The 19197-nt window shown below is 74.0% G+C and carries 25 protein-coding genes; 11 read left to right on the top strand and 14 right to left on the bottom strand.

Going from position 1 to position 19197, the window contains the following annotated elements:
• Nucleotides 1-273: 273 nt before the first annotated feature.
• Genes ACYVPE_RS27030 through ACYVPE_RS27020 form a run of 3 tightly spaced genes read right to left on the bottom strand, consistent with a single transcriptional unit; the run spans nucleotide 274 to nucleotide 2073 of the window.
• Nucleotides 274-1161, bottom strand: coding sequence for a fructosamine kinase family protein (locus ACYVPE_RS27030; protein WP_461036329.1), 888 nt, complete (start codon nucleotides 1159-1161; stop codon nucleotides 274-276).
• Nucleotides 1158-1670: a low molecular weight protein-tyrosine-phosphatase gene (locus tag ACYVPE_RS27025; RefSeq protein ID WP_461036328.1), complete on the bottom strand. Its 513-nt coding sequence runs from the start codon at nucleotides 1668-1670 to the stop codon at nucleotides 1158-1160. The genes ACYVPE_RS27030 and ACYVPE_RS27025 overlap by 4 nt, the downstream gene beginning before the upstream one ends.
• A gap of 28 nt (nucleotides 1671-1698) precedes the next feature.
• Nucleotides 1699-2073, bottom strand: coding sequence for a phage holin family protein (locus ACYVPE_RS27020; protein ID WP_461036327.1), 375 nt, complete (start codon nucleotides 2071-2073; stop codon nucleotides 1699-1701).
• Nucleotides 2074-2121: 48 nt separating this feature from the next.
• Between ACYVPE_RS27020 and ACYVPE_RS27015 the strand changes: the two genes are divergently transcribed.
• Both ACYVPE_RS27015 and ACYVPE_RS27010 read left to right on the top strand, forming a co-directional pair.
• Entirely contained in the window at nucleotides 2122-2442 is a 321-nt protein-coding gene (locus ACYVPE_RS27015) for a cupin domain-containing protein (RefSeq protein ID WP_461036326.1), read from the top strand.
• 140 nt (nucleotides 2443-2582) lie between these two features.
• Nucleotides 2583-2795 carry a DUF5326 family protein gene (locus ACYVPE_RS27010; RefSeq protein WP_132817665.1) on the top strand — a complete coding sequence of 71 codons (213 nt, stop codon included), beginning with the start codon at nucleotides 2583-2585 and terminating at the stop codon, nucleotides 2793-2795.
• Here the strand turns inward: ACYVPE_RS27010 and ACYVPE_RS27005 are convergent.
• Nucleotides 2761-4128, bottom strand: coding sequence for a YibE/F family protein (locus tag ACYVPE_RS27005; RefSeq protein ID WP_461036325.1), 1368 nt, complete (start codon nucleotides 4126-4128; stop codon nucleotides 2761-2763). The genes ACYVPE_RS27010 and ACYVPE_RS27005 overlap by 35 nt on opposite strands.
• A 192-nt stretch (nucleotides 4129-4320) precedes the next feature.
• Here ACYVPE_RS27005 and thiC point away from each other — a divergent pair, with 192 nt between their 5' ends.
• Nucleotides 4321-5961 (top strand): phosphomethylpyrimidine synthase ThiC, encoded by a 1641-nt coding sequence (gene thiC, locus ACYVPE_RS27000; RefSeq protein WP_461036324.1) that lies wholly within the window; start codon nucleotides 4321-4323, stop codon nucleotides 5959-5961.
• Between the two features lie 52 nt (nucleotides 5962-6013).
• Here the strand turns inward: thiC and ACYVPE_RS26995 are convergent, their stop codons facing one another.
• Nucleotides 6014-6535 (bottom strand): hypothetical protein, encoded by a 522-nt coding sequence (locus tag ACYVPE_RS26995; RefSeq protein WP_461036323.1) that lies wholly within the window; start codon nucleotides 6533-6535, stop codon nucleotides 6014-6016.
• Nucleotides 6536-6617: 82 nt separating this feature from the next.
• Nucleotides 6618-7238: a TIGR03086 family metal-binding protein gene (locus tag ACYVPE_RS26990; protein ID WP_461036322.1), complete on the bottom strand. Its 621-nt coding sequence runs from the start codon at nucleotides 7236-7238 to the stop codon at nucleotides 6618-6620.
• Between the two features lie 59 nt (nucleotides 7239-7297).
• On the opposite strand from ACYVPE_RS26990, the gene ACYVPE_RS26985 reads away from it, so the two are divergent.
• The 3 genes from ACYVPE_RS26985 to ACYVPE_RS26975 all read left to right on the top strand — a co-directional run bounded on the left by ACYVPE_RS26985 (nucleotide 7298) and on the right by ACYVPE_RS26975 (nucleotide 9117).
• Nucleotides 7298-7585: a hypothetical protein gene (locus tag ACYVPE_RS26985; protein ID WP_461036321.1), complete on the top strand. Its 288-nt coding sequence runs from the start codon at nucleotides 7298-7300 to the stop codon at nucleotides 7583-7585.
• A gap of 84 nt (nucleotides 7586-7669) precedes the next feature.
• The gene (locus tag ACYVPE_RS26980) at nucleotides 7670-8239 is read left to right on the top strand and encodes a DUF2269 domain-containing protein (protein WP_461036320.1); all 570 of its coding nucleotides are present in this window, start codon (nucleotides 7670-7672) and stop codon (nucleotides 8237-8239) included.
• On the top strand, nucleotides 8236-9117 hold the full coding sequence (locus tag ACYVPE_RS26975; protein WP_461036319.1) for a GNAT family N-acetyltransferase: 882 nt from the start codon (nucleotides 8236-8238) through the stop codon (nucleotides 9115-9117). The genes ACYVPE_RS26980 and ACYVPE_RS26975 overlap by 4 nt, the downstream gene beginning before the upstream one ends.
• Nucleotides 9118-9120: 3 nt before the next feature.
• On the opposite strand, the gene ACYVPE_RS26970 is transcribed toward ACYVPE_RS26975, so the two are convergent.
• Nucleotides 9121-9600 (bottom strand): MarR family winged helix-turn-helix transcriptional regulator, encoded by a 480-nt coding sequence (locus tag ACYVPE_RS26970; RefSeq protein WP_461036318.1) that lies wholly within the window; start codon nucleotides 9598-9600, stop codon nucleotides 9121-9123.
• 94 nt (nucleotides 9601-9694) lie between these two features.
• On the opposite strand from ACYVPE_RS26970, the gene ACYVPE_RS26965 reads away from it, so the two are divergent.
• The 3 genes from ACYVPE_RS26965 (at nucleotide 9695) to ACYVPE_RS26955 (ending at nucleotide 11627) form a co-directional block, all read left to right on the top strand.
• Nucleotides 9695-10117 carry a cupin domain-containing protein gene (locus ACYVPE_RS26965; protein ID WP_461036317.1) on the top strand — a complete coding sequence of 141 codons (423 nt, stop codon included), beginning with the start codon at nucleotides 9695-9697 and terminating at the stop codon, nucleotides 10115-10117.
• A gap of 145 nt (nucleotides 10118-10262) precedes the next feature.
• Entirely contained in the window at nucleotides 10263-10937 is a 675-nt protein-coding gene (locus ACYVPE_RS26960) for a restriction endonuclease (protein WP_461036316.1), read from the top strand.
• 258 nt (nucleotides 10938-11195) lie between these two features.
• Nucleotides 11196-11627: a VOC family protein gene (locus ACYVPE_RS26955; protein WP_461036315.1), complete on the top strand. Its 432-nt coding sequence runs from the start codon at nucleotides 11196-11198 to the stop codon at nucleotides 11625-11627.
• Nucleotides 11628-11631: 4 nt separating this feature from the next.
• Here ACYVPE_RS26955 and ACYVPE_RS26950 read toward each other — a convergent pair whose 3' ends face one another.
• Entirely contained in the window at nucleotides 11632-12330 is a 699-nt protein-coding gene (locus ACYVPE_RS26950) for a helix-turn-helix domain-containing protein (protein ID WP_461036314.1), read from the bottom strand.
• A 26-nt stretch (nucleotides 12331-12356) separates the two neighbouring features.
• On the opposite strand from ACYVPE_RS26950, the gene ACYVPE_RS26945 reads away from it, so the two are divergent.
• Complete coding sequence (locus ACYVPE_RS26945) at nucleotides 12357-12800, top strand: VOC family protein (protein WP_461036313.1); 444 nt, start codon at nucleotides 12357-12359, stop codon at nucleotides 12798-12800.
• Here the strand turns inward: ACYVPE_RS26945 and ACYVPE_RS26940 are convergent.
• The 5 genes from ACYVPE_RS26940 to ACYVPE_RS26920 all read right to left on the bottom strand — a co-directional run bounded on the left by ACYVPE_RS26940 (nucleotide 12743) and on the right by ACYVPE_RS26920 (nucleotide 16976).
• Nucleotides 12743-13690, bottom strand: coding sequence for a phosphotransferase family protein (locus ACYVPE_RS26940; RefSeq protein ID WP_461036312.1), 948 nt, complete (start codon nucleotides 13688-13690; stop codon nucleotides 12743-12745). The two genes, ACYVPE_RS26945 and ACYVPE_RS26940, sit on opposite strands and share 58 nt — an antisense overlap.
• A gap of 94 nt (nucleotides 13691-13784) precedes the next feature.
• Nucleotides 13785-14288, bottom strand: coding sequence for a MarR family winged helix-turn-helix transcriptional regulator (locus ACYVPE_RS26935; RefSeq protein WP_461036311.1), 504 nt, complete (start codon nucleotides 14286-14288; stop codon nucleotides 13785-13787).
• 29 nt (nucleotides 14289-14317) lie between these two features.
• Nucleotides 14318-14989 carry a hypothetical protein gene (locus tag ACYVPE_RS26930; protein ID WP_461036310.1) on the bottom strand — a complete coding sequence of 224 codons (672 nt, stop codon included), beginning with the start codon at nucleotides 14987-14989 and terminating at the stop codon, nucleotides 14318-14320.
• Between the two features lie 3 nt (nucleotides 14990-14992).
• Entirely contained in the window at nucleotides 14993-16123 is a 1131-nt protein-coding gene (locus ACYVPE_RS26925) for a MerR family transcriptional regulator (protein ID WP_461036309.1), read from the bottom strand.
• A 34-nt stretch (nucleotides 16124-16157) separates the two neighbouring features.
• The gene (locus tag ACYVPE_RS26920) at nucleotides 16158-16976 is read right to left on the bottom strand and encodes a methyltransferase domain-containing protein (RefSeq protein WP_461036308.1); all 819 of its coding nucleotides are present in this window, start codon (nucleotides 16974-16976) and stop codon (nucleotides 16158-16160) included.
• On the opposite strand from ACYVPE_RS26920, the gene pdxR reads away from it, so the two are divergent.
• Nucleotides 16975-18567, top strand: coding sequence for a MocR-like pyridoxine biosynthesis transcription factor PdxR (gene pdxR / locus ACYVPE_RS26915; protein WP_461036307.1), 1593 nt, complete (start codon nucleotides 16975-16977; stop codon nucleotides 18565-18567). The two genes, ACYVPE_RS26920 and pdxR, sit on opposite strands and share 2 nt — an antisense overlap.
• Here the strand turns inward: pdxR and ACYVPE_RS26910 are convergent.
• Nucleotides 18543-19061 (bottom strand): GNAT family N-acetyltransferase, encoded by a 519-nt coding sequence (locus tag ACYVPE_RS26910; protein ID WP_461036306.1) that lies wholly within the window; start codon nucleotides 19059-19061, stop codon nucleotides 18543-18545. The genes pdxR and ACYVPE_RS26910 overlap by 25 nt on opposite strands.
• Nucleotides 19062-19197: the final 136 nt, after the last annotated feature.

Here is a 19197-nt window from a genome sequence, read left to right as displayed (position 1 = left end):
CCGCGGGCCCCCTGCCAGGGCTGGCTGCCGGCCGCGGGCCGCGCTCCCGCGCGAAGCGCGGAAAGCCCCGGTGGGCCGCAGGCCCGGCGCCGGCCGCGCCGGCGTGTTCTCGGCGCGAAGCGCGCTGGAAAGGGCGGGTGGGTGGGGAAACACCAAGGCCGGCCCGCACCCAGCGACCGCGCCAGCCGCGCGCCGCGCGGGACGCGCCGGCCCGCAGGGCCGCACCGCGCGAAGCGCGTAAAGGGCGGGTGGGTGGGGAAAAACCGGCGGCCGTCAGGACAGGGCGCGGCGGGCCAGGCCGCCGGATTCCGCCCCGTACGCGCCGCCGAACAACGCCGCATGCAGCAGCACATGGTGCAACACGTGCAACGAAACCCGCTCACGCCGCCCCGGCACCGGCCGTACCTCCTCGTACGCGCCGAGCACCCGCTCCCAGTGCGGGCAGCCGAAGTTCTCCAGGAAGGCGAGGTCGGCCTCCGGGTGGCCACCCTGCGCCGCCGGGTCGATCAGGCGGGGCCGGTCGCCGGTCCACAGGATGTTGCCCGACCAGAGGTCGCCGTGGATGACGGCCGGCGGCTGGGGCGGGCCGGCCAGGTCGTCGATCCGGTCGCAGAGCCGTTCCACGTCGCGCGCGTCCCGCTCGCCGATGCCGCCGCCGTCGACGGCCCGCCGCAGCAGCGGCAGCAGCCGGTGCTCCGCGTGGTAGGCGGGCCAGCCGGCCGGGTCGGTGACCGGCGGGTCGGGGGTGGTCAGCGGCACCGGGCCGAGGAAGAGCGGGCCAGCCGTGCCGTAGTGCGGCGCCGCCGTGTCGTGCAGCGCCGCGAGGTCGCGGCCGAGCCGCTCCGCCTCGGCCGCGCTCGGCGGGGCCGTCGGCACCCAGTCGAGCACCAGCACGTCGGGCTCGACGGCCAGCACCTCGGGCACCGCCACCGCCCCGGTGGACCGCAGCAGGGCGAGGCCGGCCGCCTCGGCCGCGAAGAAGTCCGCCGGCGCGCCCGTCAACGTCTTGGCGAACACCTCGCCACCAGGATCGCCGGGACCGCCGGACAGTTCCACCCGGTAGCCCTCGCAGACGTCGCCGCCGCCGAGCCGGTGCGCGACGCCGCCAGCCCCGTCGAGCAGCCCGGAGACCCGCTCACCCACCGACACCGTCGCCGTCATGACCGCGTCACCACTTCGCCGAGCATTCCGTCCACGCCCGACTCGATGATCCGCAGGCACGCGTGGAAGCCGTCGTCGTCCCCGTAGTACGGGTCGGGCACGTCCCGCTCCTCAGCGTCGGCGTCGGCGCCGGCGCCGGCGCCGACGTCCGGGTCGTGGTCGCGGAGCAGCACCACCTTGGCCGCGTCCCGCTCGGTCGGGGCCAGCCGGCGCAGCTCCCGCTCGTGGCCGCGGTCCATGGCGACGACCAGGTCGTAGCGGTCGAACCAGTCGCGTTCGAACCGCCGCGCGGCGTGGTCGCGGGCGCCGACCGGGTAGCCGGCGGCGGTCAGCGCCGCGACGGCGCGCGGGTCGGCCGGCTCGCCGACGTGCCAGCCGCCGGTGCCGGCGCTGTCGACGGTGAACTCCTCGGCCAGGCCCTGCTCCGCGAGGCGGGCCCGCAGCACGGTTTCGGCCATAGGTGAGCGGCAGATGTTGCCGGAGCAGACCACGCAGATCCGGAAGGCCATGGGGTTCCCGTCAGTCCCGTCAGTACCGTCAGTCCCGGTCGAGGACGAGGTTGACCGCCCAGGACACGATGGAGATGATCAGGCCGCCCAGCACCGCGGCCATGAACCCGTCGACCTGGAAGCGGTCCTCGCCGGCGATCCAGCCGGTCACGAGCAGCATAAAGGCGTTGATCACCAGCGTGAACAGGCCGAGGGTCACGATCAGCAGGGGGAGGGCGAAGAACTTCACGATGGGCTTGACGATCAGGTTGACCACACCGAAGATCAGCGCGACGACGAGCAGGGTGACGGCCCTGCTGCCGGTACTGGCGTCGTCCTCGCCGAGGGTGATGTCACCGACCAGCCAGACGGCGGCGGCCAGGGCGACGGCGTTGGCTATGAACCTGAACAAAATGCTTGTCATACAGGGGATCGTTGCAGATGGCACCTGGAGCGCAAAGGAAATGACGCGATGAAGGAGTTCCGACTTGATCGGCTGGAGGCGGAACGGCTCGCGAACAACGGCGCCTACCTGCGTTTCCTCAACGAACGGAACATATCGGTCGGGCTGTACGCGCTCGACGCCGGCCAGCAGGACACCCAGCGGCCCCAGCGGCAGGACGTGGTGAACTTCGTGGTCAGCGGCCGATCGTCGGTCACCGTCGGCGAGGAGACGACCACCGTGGGGCGCGGCAGCGTGGTCTACGTGCCGGCCGGCACCCCGGCCCGCTTCCACCACATCACCGAGGACCTGCGCGTGATGGTGGTCTTCACGCCCCCCGAGGGGAGCTGACCGGCACCGCGGAACGAGGCCGGCCTCAGGGTCGGAGTCAGGGAACGGTCAGGGGAGGACCGGGGCGATCGGGCCTCCCACACCCCGCCCGCCGCCCTTAGCATCGAGAACGTCGGAGAATCGATGAAGGAGCCGGGGCAATGAAAGCCGCCTTTATGACACTGCCGTGGTGGGTGCGTTGGATCGCCATCCCCACCCTCGCGCTGGTCGTCTTCGGCAGCCTGCTCATCACGTTGATCACCTGGGTGCTCGGGCTCGCCTTCCGCGTCCTGATCTTCGCCGCGTTGGTGGCCGTGCTGATCTTCGTGGTGCGGAAGTTCACCTCTTCCTCCTCCTCCGGTGGCGGTTGGTAGCCGCCGGCATCGACGGAGCCGCCGGCACGAGCGCGTCCCCGGCGGGCGCGCCCGCCGGCGCCGGAATCGCCGCCGTGCCGGGCGCCGGGCGGTCGGCGCTCACCACGAGCGACGCCAGCAGCGTCGTCACCGGCACCGAGGCCACCAGGCCGATCGACCCCACCAGGGTCCGCACGATCTCCTCGGAGACCAGCTCGCTGAACGCCACCGTGCTCACGCTCGCCCGCGCGATCGTGAACAGCAGCATCAGCGGCAGCGCCGCACCCGCGTAGGCCAGCACCAGGGTGTTCACGACCGACGCGATGTGGTCCCGGCCGATCCGCATCGCCGAGCGGTAGAGCTTCAGCCAACTCGCGTCCGGCTCGGCCCGCTTGAGCTCCCAGACGGCCGAGGTCTGGGTCACGGTCACGTCGTCGAGCACGCCGAGCGAGCCGATCAGGATGCCGGCCAGCAGCAGGCCCTGGATCTCGATGTCCGGATAGAGGCTGTGCACCAGGCCCGTCTGGTCGTCGGTGTTGCCGCTCAGGTGCGCCCACTCGATGAACACCGAGCCGAGCAGCCCGATCAGCAGCAGCGACACCAGCGTGCCGAGCACCGCGACCGAGGTCCGCGCGTTCACCCCGTGACACAGGTACAGCGCCGTGAGCATGATCACACTGCCGCCGATGACCGCCACCAGCAGCGGGTTCGAACCGCTGAGTATGGCCGGCAGGATGAACAGCGTCAGCACGGCGAAGCTCACCGCGAGCCCCACCAGCGCCAACAGCCCCCGCAGCCGGCCCACCAGCACCACCACCACCGCGAAGATCCCGGCGAGCAGCAGCATCGGCACCTGCCGGTCCACGTCCGTGATGCTGTACTGCAGCTCCGGGGGCGCGTCGGGCGCGTAGGCGACGATCACCTCCTGCCCGACGTGGTACTGCTGCGACGCGTCGGGCGTCACCACCTCGGTGAACGTCCGGCCGGTGTCCTGGCCGGAGGTCACCTCCACCGTGGCCTCGGCGCACGCGCCCTCGATGTTGGTCGGCAGCTGGACCCCGAGGTCCTCGCACGGCGACTCCGCGACCTCCGTCACCCGCGCCTGCTCCAACTGCTGGTCGAAGCCGACGCCGGTGCGCTCCTCGTGCTCGGGCGCGCCGCCCGGCCACAGCAGGACCAGGCCGGCGGCCATCAGCGCCGCGAACGGGATCAGCACCGCCGCGATGACGCGGCGCAGGTGCGCCGAGACGGGCGCCGGCGGGCCGTGCTGATGCGCGTGGCCGTGGTGGACCTCGCGGGGTTCGGGGTGTGCGGTGTCTGCGGTCACCCGCCGATCATCGCCTAAGAAGTCCATCGGATGCCCGGAGGACGCCCGGCCCCCTGTTCAGCGCGCGCGTCATGCGGTTAGCGTGGAGGGGCCGTACCGCCTCACCGCGGTACCGCTCGATAGATCGCGGGAGCTCCGAGCACGGGGCTGAGAGGGCGCTGCCGCTGCGCCGACCGCCGAACCTGTTACCGGGTAATGCCGGCGTAGGGAGTGGGTCTGATGACCAAGCAGGAAACGGGCACGTCAAGCGCGCCCGTCATCGGTTCGCACAAGGGACACGTCACCGGCTCGCGCCCCGATCTGCGGGTGCCGGTGCGGAGGGTGCACCTCACCGACGGCAACTCCGTGACCCTCTACGACACCTCGGGGCCCTACACCGACCCCGAGATCGCCACCGACGTCCGCCGCGGCCTGCCGCCGCTGCGGCGCGCGTGGATCGCCGAGCGCCGTGCCGACGGCACGGGCGCCGTCACCCAACTCGCGTACGCCAGGCGCGGGGAGATCACTCCCGAGATGGAGTTCGTCGCCATCCGGGAGAACCGCGACCCCGAGTTCGTCCGCGACGAGATCGCCGCCGGCCGCGCCGTGCTGCCGGTGAACGTCAACCACCCGGAGTCCGAACCGATGATCATCGGCCGGAACTTCCTGGTGAAGGTCAACGCGAACATCGGCAACTCGGCCGTCACCTCGTCCATCGACGAGGAGGTGGAGAAGATGACCTGGGCCACCCGGTGGGGCGCGGACACCATCATGGACCTCTCCACCGGCCGCGACATCCACACCACCCGCGAGTGGATCCTCCGCAACTCGCCGGTGCCGGTCGGAACGGTGCCCATCTACCAGGCGTTGGAGAAGGTGGGCGGCCGGGCCGAGGAGCTGACCTGGGAGAGCTACCGCGACACGGTGATCGAACAGGCCGAGCAGGGCGTCGACTACATGACGGTGCACGCCGGCGTGCTGCTCCGCTACGTCCCGCTCACGGCGCGCCGCAAGACCGGCATCGTCTCCCGCGGCGGCTCGATCATGGCCGCCTGGTGCCTGGCGCACCACCGGGAGAGCTTCCTCTACACGCACTTCGCCGAGCTCTGCGAGATCCTGCGCGCCTACGACATCACCTTCTCGCTCGGCGACGGCCTCCGCCCCGGATCCATCGCGGACGCCAACGACGAGGCGCAGTTCGCCGAACTCCGCACCCTCGGCGAACTCAACCGGATCGCGCGCGAACACGACGTCCAGACCATGATCGAGGGCCCGGGCCACGTCCCGATGCACAAGATCAAGGAGAACATCGACCTCCAGCAGGAGATCTGCGACGGCGCCCCCTTCTACACCCTGGGCCCGCTCACCACCGACGTCGCGCCCGCCTACGACCACATCACCTCGGGCATCGGCGCCGCGATGATCGCCTGGTGGGGCACGGCGATGCTCTGCTACGTCACGCCGAAGGAACACCTCGGCCTGCCCAACCGCGACGACGTCAAGACCGGCGTCATCACCTACAAGATCGCCGCGCACGCCGCCGACCTGGCCAAGGGCCACCCGGGCGTCCAGGTCTGGGACGACGCGCTCTCCGACGCGCGCTTCGAGTTCCGCTGGGAGGACCAGTTCAACCTGGCCCTCGACCCCGACACGGCCCGCGCCTTCCACGACGAGACCCTGCCGGCGGAGCCGGCCAAGACGGCCCACTTCTGCTCCATGTGCGGGCCGAAGTTCTGCTCGATGAAGATCAGCCAGGAGATCAGGAACGACTACGGCGACCAACTCGGCCTGACGGGCGACGCGATCGAGGCGGGCATGGCCGCCAAGTCCAAGGAATTCGCGGACTCCGGCAACCGCGTCTACCTCCCACTGGCCGACTGACCCCCGCCCCCCACGGTGCCCGGCCCGCCCCCCGGCGGGCCGGACACCGTCGTCACTCCTCGACGGCGCCGTGCAGGACGCAGAGGTCCCCCGCGTCCGGGGGCCCGAGGTACGTCCAGAGGACGGGTGCCTCGCGCGTGCCCCACACGGTGTAGCTGGCGAACCCGGTGCCGCCCGCGAAGTCCAGCTGCACCACGGTGAGCTCGTGCGGCGACTCCCGCATCCGCCAGTCACCGGTGCCGGACCTGATCGTCTCCCCTCGGGAGAACGGCTCGACGTCGGTGCCGGAGAAGTCCCCGCAGGCGCCGAAGATCTGGAACGTGCCGTCCGGCGCCAACGTCAGGTGGCTGCCCACGTCGTCCGCCCAGGCACCGACCAACTCGCCCTCGGTCAGGTCGAGTGGATCCCCGTCCGGGGTCGGCGTCGGAACGGCGTTGCTGGCGGCCAGCATCAGCATCAGCGCCACGGGGAAGGCGAGCACCGCCCCGACGGCCAGGCAGCCCCAGCGGACGGCGCGCCCGACGGGGCCCACCGGGCGGCGCGGCGGCCGAGGTTCCGGCTCCTCATCGTCCAACCAGTGCGGATAGTCCGCCAGCGGATCGGGTTTCGGCTCGCACGGCATAGGCCCCCTCAGACTCACCCCCCGCCGCGGCACATCATCCTCCCGCGCTCGACGACGCCGTCCAGGAGGGGTCGCGGCCGCCCAGGCCGACGGCGCGGTCGAGGGGGGAGGCGTCGGCCGGGACCTGGACGACCAGGCCGAAGCCGGTGCCCTCGCGGGCCGCGTCCTCGGTCTGGGCGGAGAGCAGCGCGATGGCGACCCGCGCGCTGGCCTCGTCGGCCGAGTACGGCTGGCCGGTCGCGCGGGCCAGATCCCAGCCGTGCAGCAGCAGTTCGTTGAGCGCGACCCGGCCGAGGACCGCGGCCGGCATGGTCACGCCGCCGGCCCGCGTCTCGCCCGCCCAGGCCGCCGGCTGCCGCCAGGCCGCGGCCAACTCGTCGAGCTGGCCGCGCAACCGGCCACGCCAGTCGCCGTCGAGGGAGAGCGCAGGCGCGGCCGGGTCGGTGGGGCTGAGATCGGTGAGCGGCCCGAACTCCTTGCGGGCGGCGGCCCGGAAGGCCAGCGTCAGGCCGAGCAGGTGGCGCAGCAGGTCCTCGACGCGGTAGTCGGGGCAGGGCGTAACGGCCGCGAACCGCTCGTCGCCGACGCCGTCCAGCAGCCCGGCCACGCCGCGCGCCGCCGGGCCGAGGTCGAAGGGAATGTCGTTGGTGGTCATGCACTGCTGACCACGACCGGACGCGGAACTCATCGCCGACGGGAACCTGGGCTGACGCCATGCGGATACGTGGCGTCGATCCGAGGGACACGAGTTGGGAGCGGGACGAGACGCGCTATCGGGTCTCCTTCTGGGACGTGACGGCCGTCGCGGCCGACGAGTACGAGGTGGCGGACGCCGACGTCGCCGAGGTCCTGGCGTGGGCGACCGGGCGCGCGGCCGACCGCGGCTGGACGTACACGCTGTGGGTGCTGGTCGACGACTTCCCGAGCGAGGGTCCCGGGCTGATCAGGCTCGCCGGGGTGGCGGGCGACCCCTTCGCGGGCGACCCCCTCGCCGACGCCTGACCCCGCACGTACTCAACCGGGAGTAGCCGGGAATGCTTCCGCCGTCCGACGACGCGGCCGGGGGCGGCGCGGGACCGTGGCGGCATGAGAGAGCTGCGTCGTCCGGTCCGCCGGGCCCTCCTCGTCGCACACGTCGTCGTGTCCGTCGGCTGGCTCGGCCTGACCCTCTGCCTGCTGGTGCTCGGCATAGCCGGCGCCACCACCGACTCGGCCGCCACGGCCGAGGCCGCCTACCGCGCCATGAAGATCTTCGGCGACTGGCTGATCGCGCCGCTCGCCCTGACGACCTTCGGCTCCGGCCTGGTCCTCTCCCTCGGCACGCCGTGGGGACTGGCCCGCTACCGCTGGGTGTACGCCAAGTTCTGGCTCACGCTGGGCGCCGGCCTCGCCTCGCTGTTCCTGTTCCGCGCCGGGATCGACAACGCGGCCGCCGAGGTCGCGGCCGGACGGGCGGCCTCCGACCCGTCGGCGCTCGTCGCGCCGCCCGTCGTCTCGCTCAGCCTCTACCTGTTCATGACCGCGATCTCCGTGCTCAAGCCCTGGGGACCCACCAGGCGCGGGCGGGCGGCGCTGGCCGCGCGGCGCGGGAAGGCCGCGCGGAGTACGAAAACCGCTCGCGTCGGGGCGCGGGCATCGGCCACTGTGGGGCGGTGACGCCGCTCTCCGCCACCGACCTGCCCGTCCGCCGCCTCGACCTGGCCGACCTGACGGCCTGCCTGGACCTGGCGGACAGCCGGGACTGGACGCGCGAGGAGCACAAGTGGCGGCTGCTGCTCACCGCCGGCCAGGGCTACGGCATCGACGCCCCCGCCGGCGACCCGCTTGGCGGGCTGATCGCCACCGTCGTCGTCACCGCCTACGGGGACGACCACCGCTGCCTGAGCATGGTGCTGGTCGCCGAGCGGTACGCCCGCCGCGGCATCGCCCGCCACCTGATGCGGCACGCCCTGGCCGAGTGCGGCCCGGCCACCGCGTTCCTCTCCGCGACGGAGCAGGGCCGGCCGCTCTACGAGCAGCTCGGCTTCAAGGCGGTCGGCAGCCTCACCACCATCCGCGGCACCTTCACCGGCGCGGTGCCGCCGCCGACCGGAGCGGCGTCGGCCGTGCGGCCGGCCACCGCCGCCGACCTGCCGGCCGTGCTGGCCTACGACCGCCCGGTGTTCGGCGCCGACCGCACCGGGCTGCTGACCCGGCTGCCGGCCTTCGCCGACCGGTTCCTGGTCGCCGCGGACGCCCGCACCGGCCGGCTCGCCGGCTTCGCCGCCGCCTGGCCCAACCCGTCAAGCGTCGTCATCGGCCCGGTCGTCGCCGACGACACCGCCACCGCCCAGGCCCTGATCGCCCGCCTCGGCGCCGAGGCGGGCCGCGCCGTCCGCTACGACGTGGACGCCCGCCACCCGGAGCTCGGCGCCTGGCTCCGGGCCAACGGCCTCGGCGACGGCCACGACACCACGCTGATGGTGCGCGGCGCCCCCGACATCCCAGGCGACATCACCCGCCGCTTCGCGCCCTACTCGGTCGCCCTCGGCTGACCCTCACCACACCGGCCGCAGCGGCGGCAGCGGACGGCCGTCCGCCAACACGCCCACCAGCCGTTCGAGATCGACGCGCAGCGCGGCGACGTCGAGACGATCGCCGAGCTCCGCCTCCAGGGCGTGCAGCACCCGCCCTGCGACGGCCAGATGGCGGTGGGCGGCCTCGGTGAGCACGACGAGACGACGCCGCCCGCCGGCCGGATGCGGCTCGCGCCGCACGTAGCCGCGCCGCTCCAGGTCGTCCACGATCTGCCCGGCGGCCTGCTTGGTGACCCCGAGCCGCGCCGCCAGCTCGCTGCTGGTCGCCCCGGCGGGGCGCAGCGCCTGGAAGGCCAGGCCGTGGATCGGCCGGAGGTCGCCGTAGCCGTGCTCGGCGACGCGGGCGTCGAACTCGGCGAGGAGGAGCTGGAACCCCATGCCGAGGAGGAAGGTCAGCTCGGGCTGGGGTGGCGGCGGTTCTGGCTCTGGCACGGGGTCCATGGTGGCACAGGTGAGTAAAGCTGCTTTACTCTACGCTCGGAGAGTGTGAGTCAAGCAGCTTTACTCATTGCCCGACGCTGGAGGAGCGAGCCCCATGCAGGTGAACACCCCGACCGAGCACGACGTCATCACCACCCCGAACGCCGAGATGACCAGGCTGGCGGCGCCGAGCCTGGGCTCCCACGAGCTCAGCGCGTGGACGGTGCGGATGGCGCCGGGCGCCCAGGGCCCGGCGCACTCCGTGGACCGCGAGCAGGTGTGGGTGCCGCTCAGCGGCACGCTCGCCGTCGCCGCGGGCGGCACGGACGAGGCGGGCGAGACGGGCGAGACGGGAGACGCCGGCGCCGAGCCGGCGCTCGTCGGCCCAGGCCAGGCCGCGGTCCTGCCGGCCGGCGAGGCCCGGCGGATCTCGGTGGCCGGCACCGAGCCGGTCGAGGCGCTGGTCTGCATGCGCCACGACGGCCAGGCCACCCTCCCGGAGACCGGCGAGGTGCGGACCATACCCTGGGCGGAGTGAACCGCCGCCGCCCACGCACGACTTGACCCGCTTCGGACGGATGGGCGGCGTTCGCCCGTATCTTCGCAGGATCACCATCGTTAACCCGGATGGCGTAGGCCCGCTACGCCATCCGTCGGGCCCTCAGGGGCCAGGAAGGGGAACGATGATGAACGCCCAGGAGAGCGACCTGCTCGCCTCGCGCGAGCTGCGAGGCCGCGTCATGGATCGGGTGGACGTGCTCGACAAGGTGAAGACGCTGCGGCTGCTGCCGGACGGGCTGCACGTGACGACGCGGATGGTCGCCGAGTTCTACGAGGTCGACCGAGAGGCCGTCAAGAAGATCGTCATCCGACACCGCGGCGAGCTCATCGAGAGCGGCCTCCGGGTTCTGGATGGCCTGGAGCTCCAGCGATTCAAGAGGGACAACTTGTCCCCCTATCCGGGGCTGCCGCAGCCGAGGCGGAGCCTCACCCTCTACCCCAGGCGAGCCGTGCTCAACGTCGGGATGCTGCTGCGGGACAGCGTCGTCGCACGTCAGGTGCGGTCCTATCTCCTCGACACCGAGGCGGCGGCCCAGGTCCCGGTGGGTGGCGAGCCTGTGGATAACTTTCCGCTGCGGGCCCTTCACGAGCTCGAGCGATACGTGGAACGAGTGGTTGACGAGCGGATGGTCGTCGTCGCCGAGGAGGCGGTCAGGCAGGTGATCGCGACCGCGGTCACGCCGCTGCTCAACCACCTCATCGAGACCTCGGGTGAGCACCGGCAGCGGCTGCTCGAAATCCGCGATGACCTGCGACGATCGCAGCTGAACGGCGGCTGGCGGCCCGACCTGGGGTGAACCGGCGAGCACCACGAGTCGGCCCGAAGTCGCAAAGAGGAGTTGCGGCTTCGGGCCGTGCCGCAGTGTAGCCGGAAGTCACCAGGACGCGGGTTATCCACAGGCTGCTCGGCCTGTCACCCGAGTTATCCACAGATTCTGAGTTATCCACAGGCGGTGGGTTCAACCGATCGGCGGCGCCCGAACGGGAGGCGTCCCGGCGGCGGACGTCCGATTCCTTCAAGACGGCCCGCGCCCACCCCGCCTAGCGTCGCCCGCATGACAGCACGAACCGCACGGAACGCACCGACGCCGCGCTTCGACCTCATCGGCATCGTCACCGACGACCTGGCTGCCTCGCTCGCCTTCTACCGGCGCCTCGGCCTCGACGTCCCGGAGGGAGCCGAGAACCAGCCGCACGTGGAGGCCACGCTCCCCGGCGGCCTGCGGTTCGCCTGGGACACCGTCGAGACGATCAGGTCGTTCCTGCCCGACTGGAAGCCGGTGCCCGGCGCCCAACGGATCGGGATCGCCTTCCGCTGCGCGGACGCGGCCGCCGTCGACGCCCTCTACGCCGAGCTCACCGCCGCCGGCCACCTGGGCGAGAAGGCGCCGTGGGACGCCTTCTGGGGCCAGCGCTACGCGGTCGTCCAGGATCCCGACGGCAACGGCGTCGACCTCTTCGCCCCCCTGGACCCCCTGGACCAGTGACGCCTCACGCCCTGAGTCGGGTCAGCGGCACGCCCGTCAACTCCCTGACCTCGCGCGCGAGATGGGCCTGGTCGGCGTAGCCGGCCAATGCCGCCGCCGTGGCCGGCGGCGTGCCGGCGTCGGTCAGCCCCAGGGCCCGCTGCAGCCGCAGTACCCGCGCCAGCGTCTTGGGGCCGTAGCCGAAGGCGGCCAGGCCCCGGCGGCGCAGCTGCCGCTCGCTCAGCCCGAGCTCGCCCGCGGTCTCCGCCACCCCGCGGCCGGCGGCGAGCGCCGCGACCGCCCTGGCCAGCCAGGGCTCGGGCGCGGCCGAAAGCCGCGCGGCGGCCAGCTCCTCCAGGGCCGCCCCGGCGCTGGCCGCGCCCGCCACCCGCTCGGTGAGCCACCGGACCGACCGCGCCGGCCACAGCTCGTCAAGTCCGACCCGCAGGTCGGTCAGCTCGTTCGCCGGCAACCCGTACACCAGCGGCCCGACGCCCGGCGCGAACCGCAGCCCGGTGAACCGCGCGCCGGCCGCGCTCGCCACCAGATGGGCGCGGGTGTCGGGGCCGGCGACCAGCAGCCGCGCGCCGTCCCAGATCAGGTCCATGCAGCCGTCAGGCAGCACCCGGCCGACCCGGTCGGTCGGCGCCGCGAGGTCCCACACCACGCCGCCGGCCAGGCCGGCGAGGCGCGCCGGCCGTTCGCGGTACCCGCCGTCGGCCATACGGACCAGGATGGCATGCTGCCGCGATGATCCCCCAGACTTCGTCCGGGAGGTGCCCCCAACTCGGACTGCTCACCCTCGTCGTGCCCGACTACGACGAGGCCATCGCGTACTACACCGGCGCGCTCGGCTTCGAGCTGCGCGAGGACACCCCCCAGCCCGACGACTACCCAGGCAAGCGCTGGGTGGTCGTCGCCCCAGGACCGGCGGCGCAGACGGGGCTGCTGCTGGCCAGGGCGGTCACCGACCACCAGCGGAGCCGGATCGGCGACCAGACCGGCGGCCGGGTCGGCTTCTTCCTCTACACCGACGACTTCGAAGCCGACCTGGCCAGGTTCACGGCCGCCGGCGTGACGATCGAGAAGCCGCCGTGGACCGCCCCCTACGGCCGGGTCGCGGTCTTCGTCGACCGCTACGGCAACCGCTGGGACCTGGTCCAGCCGTCGGCCGCGTCATCGGCCGAGAAGTAGCGGAGCAGTTCGAGGAGCCGGTTGGCCGGCTGGGCCGACCAGTGCTTGGCCGTCGGCTCGGGGGCGCCGGACGTCCGGCCGACGGCCCAGGAGAGGTGGTGCCGCAGAACGCGCGGCCACCACGACACGATCTCGTCGGGCGCGTAGCCGGCGAGGACCGCCCCGACGGCGCGCGGCGGCACCTTGGCGAACTCGACGGCCGGGTCGGCGTAGGCCGCGTCGCCCCAGTCGAAGAGCGCGGTCAGGGCGCCACTCGCCGGGTCGACCAGCAGGTTGCCGGCGGACACGTCGCCGTGCAGCAGGACGAGCGGCGGCTCGGCCGGCGCCTGGGCGGCGAGCTCGTCGAGCCAGTCGAGCAGCCAGCGCGCGAGGCCCACGCTGAGGTAGCCCCGGGCCGCCAGCGCCTCGACGTCGGGACGCGGGTCGCCCGCACGGTCCTCCGGCACGCCGGCGAGCGGCGTCCGGGGCGCGGCGTGCAGCAGGGCGAGCTGCTCGCCGAGCTCGCGGTAGGCGACGGGCCCCGGCTCGTCGTCGGAGGGCGCGACACCGGGCGCGCGGCGCAGCACCAGGTAGGGGGCGCCAAGCTCGCCGCCCGCGCCGTCGAACTCCACGACCTCCGGGGTGCGCACGCCGAGGCGCGCGGCATGGGGAATGACCACGGCCTCCTTGCGGAGGTCGGCGGCGAAGCCGGCGTCGCCGGGGCGCGCGACCTTGAGGACCAGTTCCTCGCCGAGCAGCCGCACATGGGCGGCGACGCCCTGCCGCGGCGCCGGCCGGACGTCAGCCGGCGCGACGCCGTGCCGGCGCGCGATCCCGGCCAACGCGGCGGCGCCGACGGTCGGGTCCGCGATCGGGTCCGCGGCCTGGTCGTTCGCCTTCCGCATCGCCATGCCGGGGAGTGTAGGCGGCGGCGCCCCGCACGAGCCCACCCTTTTCCGCGGCGTCTCGCGGGCCCCGGGCGAGGCCCCCGGGCAGGCCCCCGCGTTACGACGATTCGGCCGTCCAGTGGTCGAGCACCAGCGTGAGCAGCCGCCGCAGCTCGGCCCGCTCCGCCCCGGAGAGCGGCGCGAGCAGCGCGTCCTGCGCCTTCCCCAACACCTCGTCGGCGCGCGTCAGCTGCTGCTCGCCGGCCGGCGTCAGGGTGATCACGTTGCGCCGCCGGTCCGCCGGGTCGGGGCTGCGCACCACCTGTCCCGCGGCCACCAGCTCGTTGAGCGCGGCGACGACGTCGCTGCGGTCGATGCCGCAGCGGCGGCCGAGCGCCGCCTGACTGGCCGGGCCGAACTCGGCGAGCGCGGCGAGCAGCGGGTAGTGGTAGCGGCGGGCGCCGACGGCGGCGAACGCCTCGGCCGACAGCCGGCCGGCGGGCGTCGCCGTGTGGGTGATCAGCCAGCTCGCCTTCTCCCGCAGCCGCGCGGGCGCCCGCTCCGCACCCCCGGACGGAGTCGGGGGGAGGATGCCGTCACGCTCGTCGTCCGCCGTCCGCATCCTTCGACCCTAGGGCATGGCGCCGTGGCTCAGCCCCGGCCCGCGTCAAGCGGTTCCGGCGCGGTCAGCGCCGCGATCACCCGCCCCACCTCGGCGCGTTCCGCCGCCGGCAACCGGTCGGTGGCGTGCACCATGCGCAGCGTCGTGACGAGGCGTTCGGCGTCCTCGGAGGTGCCGAGGTCGCCGAGGTGGGCGGGCAGCACCAGGGCCAGCGCGGTCAGCCGGCGGCGCTCGCACCAGCGCTCGATCAGCGCGTCGAGCGCCGCGTGGCCGGGCCCTGGCGGCCCGGCGGCCGCCCGGCGACCGTCGGCGACGGCCAGCCGGAGCCAGTTCCGGTACTCCCCCTCCGGCACGGCGGGCAGGTGCTCGGCGGCTCGCGCCAGGTGCGTGCCGGCCAGCTCGTGGTCGCCGAGGTCGCGGCGCGCCCGGGCGATGTTGAGGTGCAGCGAGGCGTAGAAGCCGGCGACGCGGTCGTCCCCCACCGCGTCCGCGTACCGGAGGCAGTCCTCGTTCCAGCGCAGCGTGTCGGCCGGGGTGTCCTGGTGCCTCGCCACGTAGTGCGCCGCGACGCAGCGCTCGTAGTCGTCGCCGGCCGCCGCCCAGGCCCGTTCGAACAGCTCGCGGGCCCGCGCCGGGTCCCCCGCCGCCTCCGCGGCCATGCCGGCCACGCACAGGCCGATCACCTCGTTCCGTGGATCCATCGGTCACGCCTCCGTCACGCGTACGGGCATCACGAGCGTGGTGAAGCTGCCCTGGTCAGCCGAGCGGACGACCACGGGCGCCGCCTCGTCGGTCAGTTCGAGCAGCACGTCGGGCCCGACACTGGCGTCCAGGGCCGGCAGCAGCACCGCGGGGTCGAAGCTCACCGAGGCAGGTGGCGCTCCCGAGACGACGCCGCGCACCGCCGTCCCTTCGACCGTGATCGCGCCCTCCCGCACCCGCAGGGTCACCGGGCGCGGTCCGGCCGCGGCGGCGCGCAGCGCCAGCCGGTCGGCGACGACCCGGCCGCGCGGCGCGGCGAGCGCGGCCAGCATCCCCCGGTAGTCCGGGTAGTCCAGGTAAGCCAGGTCTTCCGACGCCTCCGGCTCCTCCGGGTCCCCCGGGTCCTCGGGGTTCGCCGCGCCGAGCGACGGCGGCGGCAACGGCAACACGCGCTCCCCGGCGCGCAGTCGCGCGCCCGCCTCGTCCACCACCACCTCCACCTCGGGCAGCGGCAACGCCCAGGCCCCGGCGGCGCGCAGCGCGTCCGCGGCCACCAACAGCCGGCAGGGGTCGCCGTCCAACACCACCGGACGCAGCACCCGCAGCGCCAGCCGGTAGCGGTCGGTGGCCACCAGCCGCACCTCGCCGCCGACCAGCTCGATCAGCACCCCGCCGAGCACCGCGGGCCCTCCCCGGTACCCCCATGACCCCGCCGCCGGCGCCACCTGCCGGACGGCGCTCGCCAGTTCGGCGCCGCCCAGCAGAGCCGTCGCCCGCCGCCCCACGTCCGGCAGGTCGATCAGTACCTCCTCGGCGGCCGCCCTGGCCGCCGCCGCCAGCTCGGAGCTGCGCCGCAGATGGGCGCGGAGCGTGGCCCGCCCCTCCTCGGCCGTGCCGTCGAGCACCACGGCCGCGTCCACCAGCGGCAGCCCGGCCTCCCGCAGCCGCCGCACCAGCACCCCGCGCGCCGCCTGCTCCGGCGCGTAGTAGCGGTAGCCGGTGGCGGCGTCCACCCGGTCAGGGCGCAGCAGCCCGCAGTCGTCGTAGAAGCGCAGCGCGCTCGACGTCACGCCGACCCGGCGGGCGAAGGCGCCGATGCTCATCTCGTGCGGTGGTTCGGTCTCGCGATCCATGCCGGCGAGTCTCGACGTTCGGCCCACCTGAAGGTCAAGCCGCGCGGACCCCGACCGCCTTGAAGAACGCGTAGTGGAACACGCCGCCCTCGCCCGCCGTGCGACGCAGGTCCGCTATGCCACGGTCCCAGTCGTGGGAGGTCATGAGGCCGGCCGCCAACGCCTGTTCGCGGGCGCCCTTGATCATCGCGGTGAAGGTGTCGAGCACGAAGTCCACCATCAACTCGGGTCGGCTGTCGTCCACATAGACCGTCCGCACCCGCACCGTCACCCCGGTGAACCCGGCGCCCCGCAACAACGGCCCCACCATCCGCCCGGTCAGCGCGTTCCCGCCGGCCACCGCCTGCAGCCGCGCCTGGCACTCGATCACGGCCCGCGCGTAGGCGCTGTCGGGGTGGAAGAAGGCCGCGCCGTGGTCGCCCTCTATCAGGGTGAGCGTCCCGCCGGGCCGCAGCACCCGGCGCAGCTCGGCCAGCGCCCGCCCCGGATTGGACAGGTGCTCGACCACGAAGCAGACGAAGACGTGGTCGAACTCCGCGTCCGCGAACGGCAACTCGTACACGTCGGCCTCGCACCAGCGCACGTCGGCCCCGGGCGCCCGCGACATCACCCGCGCCCGCGCCACGGCCAACGACTCGGCCGAGCGATCCACGGCCACCCACCGCACCCCTGGGCTGCCGGTCACCAGGTGCACGGTCTGCGCCCCCACCCCGCAGCCCACCTCGAGCACCGTGCTGCCGGCCGGGTACACCGTGTCGGCGTGCAGCAGCTCGGACAGCGTGTCCGCCTGGTCCCCGAGCCTGCGCGCCTCGCGCTCCGAATAGCCGTGTACGTAGCCGATCACCGAGTCCATGCCCCCACCCTGCTGCCACTATGGCCCCGTGAACAGGTCCAATGACGATCGAGACGGTAGGACCAATTCGCGCCTCTTGACGGGCGGCGCCTCCGACTTCCTCCAGCTCGACGTGACCGCCGCGCCGCCGGGCGGGCGTGCCGACTGGCTGGCCGGCCGGCTCAGGAGCGCCGTGGCCGACGGCCGGCTCCCGGTGGGCAGCCGACTGCCCGCCACCCGGGTGCTCGCCGACGAACTGCGCGTCTCCCGCGGCGTCGTCACCGAGGCGTACCGCCGGCTCATCGAGGACGGCCACGCCGAGGGGCGCGGCCGCAACGGCACCACCATCGTCGCGGCGCCACTGATACCCGCGCGCTCTCCCGCACCCGCGCCGCCCGCCGGACGCGCCGGGCCCACCGGGCCCACCGGGCCGGCCGCCGACCCGTTCGCCCACCCGCCGGGCGAGGACGTCTTCGACGCGCTCCGCGGCTCCACCGCCCGCATCGACCTCTCGCCAGGCACCCCCGACCTGGCCGCCTTCCCCCGCACCGCGTGGCTGCGCGCCGAGCGCGAACTCCTCCGCGACCTCCCGGCCACCGGCCTCGGCTACGGCGACCCGCGCGGCACCCCGGCGCTGCGCACCGCCGTCGCCCACTGGCTGGCCCGCAACCGCGGCCTCCGCGTCGCCCCCGACGAGGTCCTCATCACCTCCGGCACCGCCCAGAGCCTCACCCTGCTCGGCCAGGTGCTGCGCGCCGCCGGGCACACCACCGTCGCCGTCGAGGACCCCGGCTCGCTCGGCGCCCGCCAGCAGTTGGCCGCCGGCGGCCTCGCCACCCCGCCGGTCCCGGTGGACACCGCGGGGGCGCGCGTCGACGCGCTACGCGCCACCGGCGCCCACGCCGTCCTGCTCACCCCCGCCCACCAGTTCCCCACCGGCGTCGTCCTCGACGGCGCCCGCCGCCGCGAACTGCTGCGCTGGGCCACCGAGCACGAAGGGCTGATCATCGAGGACGACTACGACAGCGAACACCGCTACGACCGGCCCTCGGTCGCCGCGCTCCGCTCCCTGCTCGCCGACCGCGTCGCCTACTGCGGCAGCGCCTCCAAGCTCCTCGCCCCCGCGCTGCGCATCGGCTGGCTGGTGCCGCCGCCCGAGCACCGCGACGCGCTGATCGCCGCCAAGCGCCTCGCCGACCTCGGCAACGCGGCGCTGCCCCAGCTGGTGCTGGCCAGGCTGATGGAGTCCGGCGAGCTGGAACGCCAACTGCGGCTGGCCCGCGCCCGCCACCGGCGCCGCCGGGACGCCATGATCACGGCCCTGCGCCGGCACCTCCCGCACGCCACCGTGCACGGCGCCGCCGCCGGCCTCCACCTGATGACCACGTTCGCCGACCCCGAGCTCGACACGGCACCCATCAACGACATCGCCCTGGCCGCCACCGCCCTCGCCCACGGCGTCAAGCTCCACCCGCTCAGCTGGCACCGCGCCCTGCCAGGGCCGCCCGGGCTGATCATGGGCTACGCCGCCACCCCGCCGCCCACCATCCACGAGGGCGTCGCCACCCTGGCCGCGGCCTTCGCCCGTCAGCCCTCGCGCCGGAGCCCGTAACGCGCCAGGTCGCCCTCCGCGCCCAGCCGCTCGAAGCCGGCCTTCTCCAGCACCCGGACGGACGCCGGATTGGACAGCTCGACGCAGGCCACCACGGTGCGCACCCCCGGCACGGCGAGGGCGAACGCCGCCAACGCACGGGTGGCCTCGGTGGCGTAGCCACGGCCGCGACGGGAGGGCACGACGCCGTAGCCGAACTCGACGGTGCCGTCGCGCGGCGGCCAGAACAGCCCGATCGAGCCCACCACCAGGCCGCCGTCGCGTTCGACGAGCTGCCGGTGGCCGTGCGCCGCGAGCCAGTCGGGGTGCTCTCCGAGCAGGCCCGCGATCACGCGGTCCCCCTCGGCCGGAAAGTCCGCCGCCCAGCCCACCGGCCGGTCACCCCCCAGCACGGCGGCGACGTCGGCGGCGGTCCAGCACCTGAGCAGGAGACGGTCGGTGACCAGGTCACCGTCGGTCGATGAAGAGGAAGAGGAAGAGGAAGGGAAGGACACGTGTCACTCCAGGTCGTCGGGACGACCCGGGCCACGCCTTACCGACGCGCGGCCCGGACCAGGGCATGCGGACGAGGGCCGACGACGGCCATATTCATCAACCTCCCTCTCCCGAACCCGAACCCGAACCGGCGGC

Source organism: Streptomyces mayteni (genome assembly GCF_054783955.1).
This window is presented reverse-complemented; position numbering and strand designations above follow the sequence as displayed.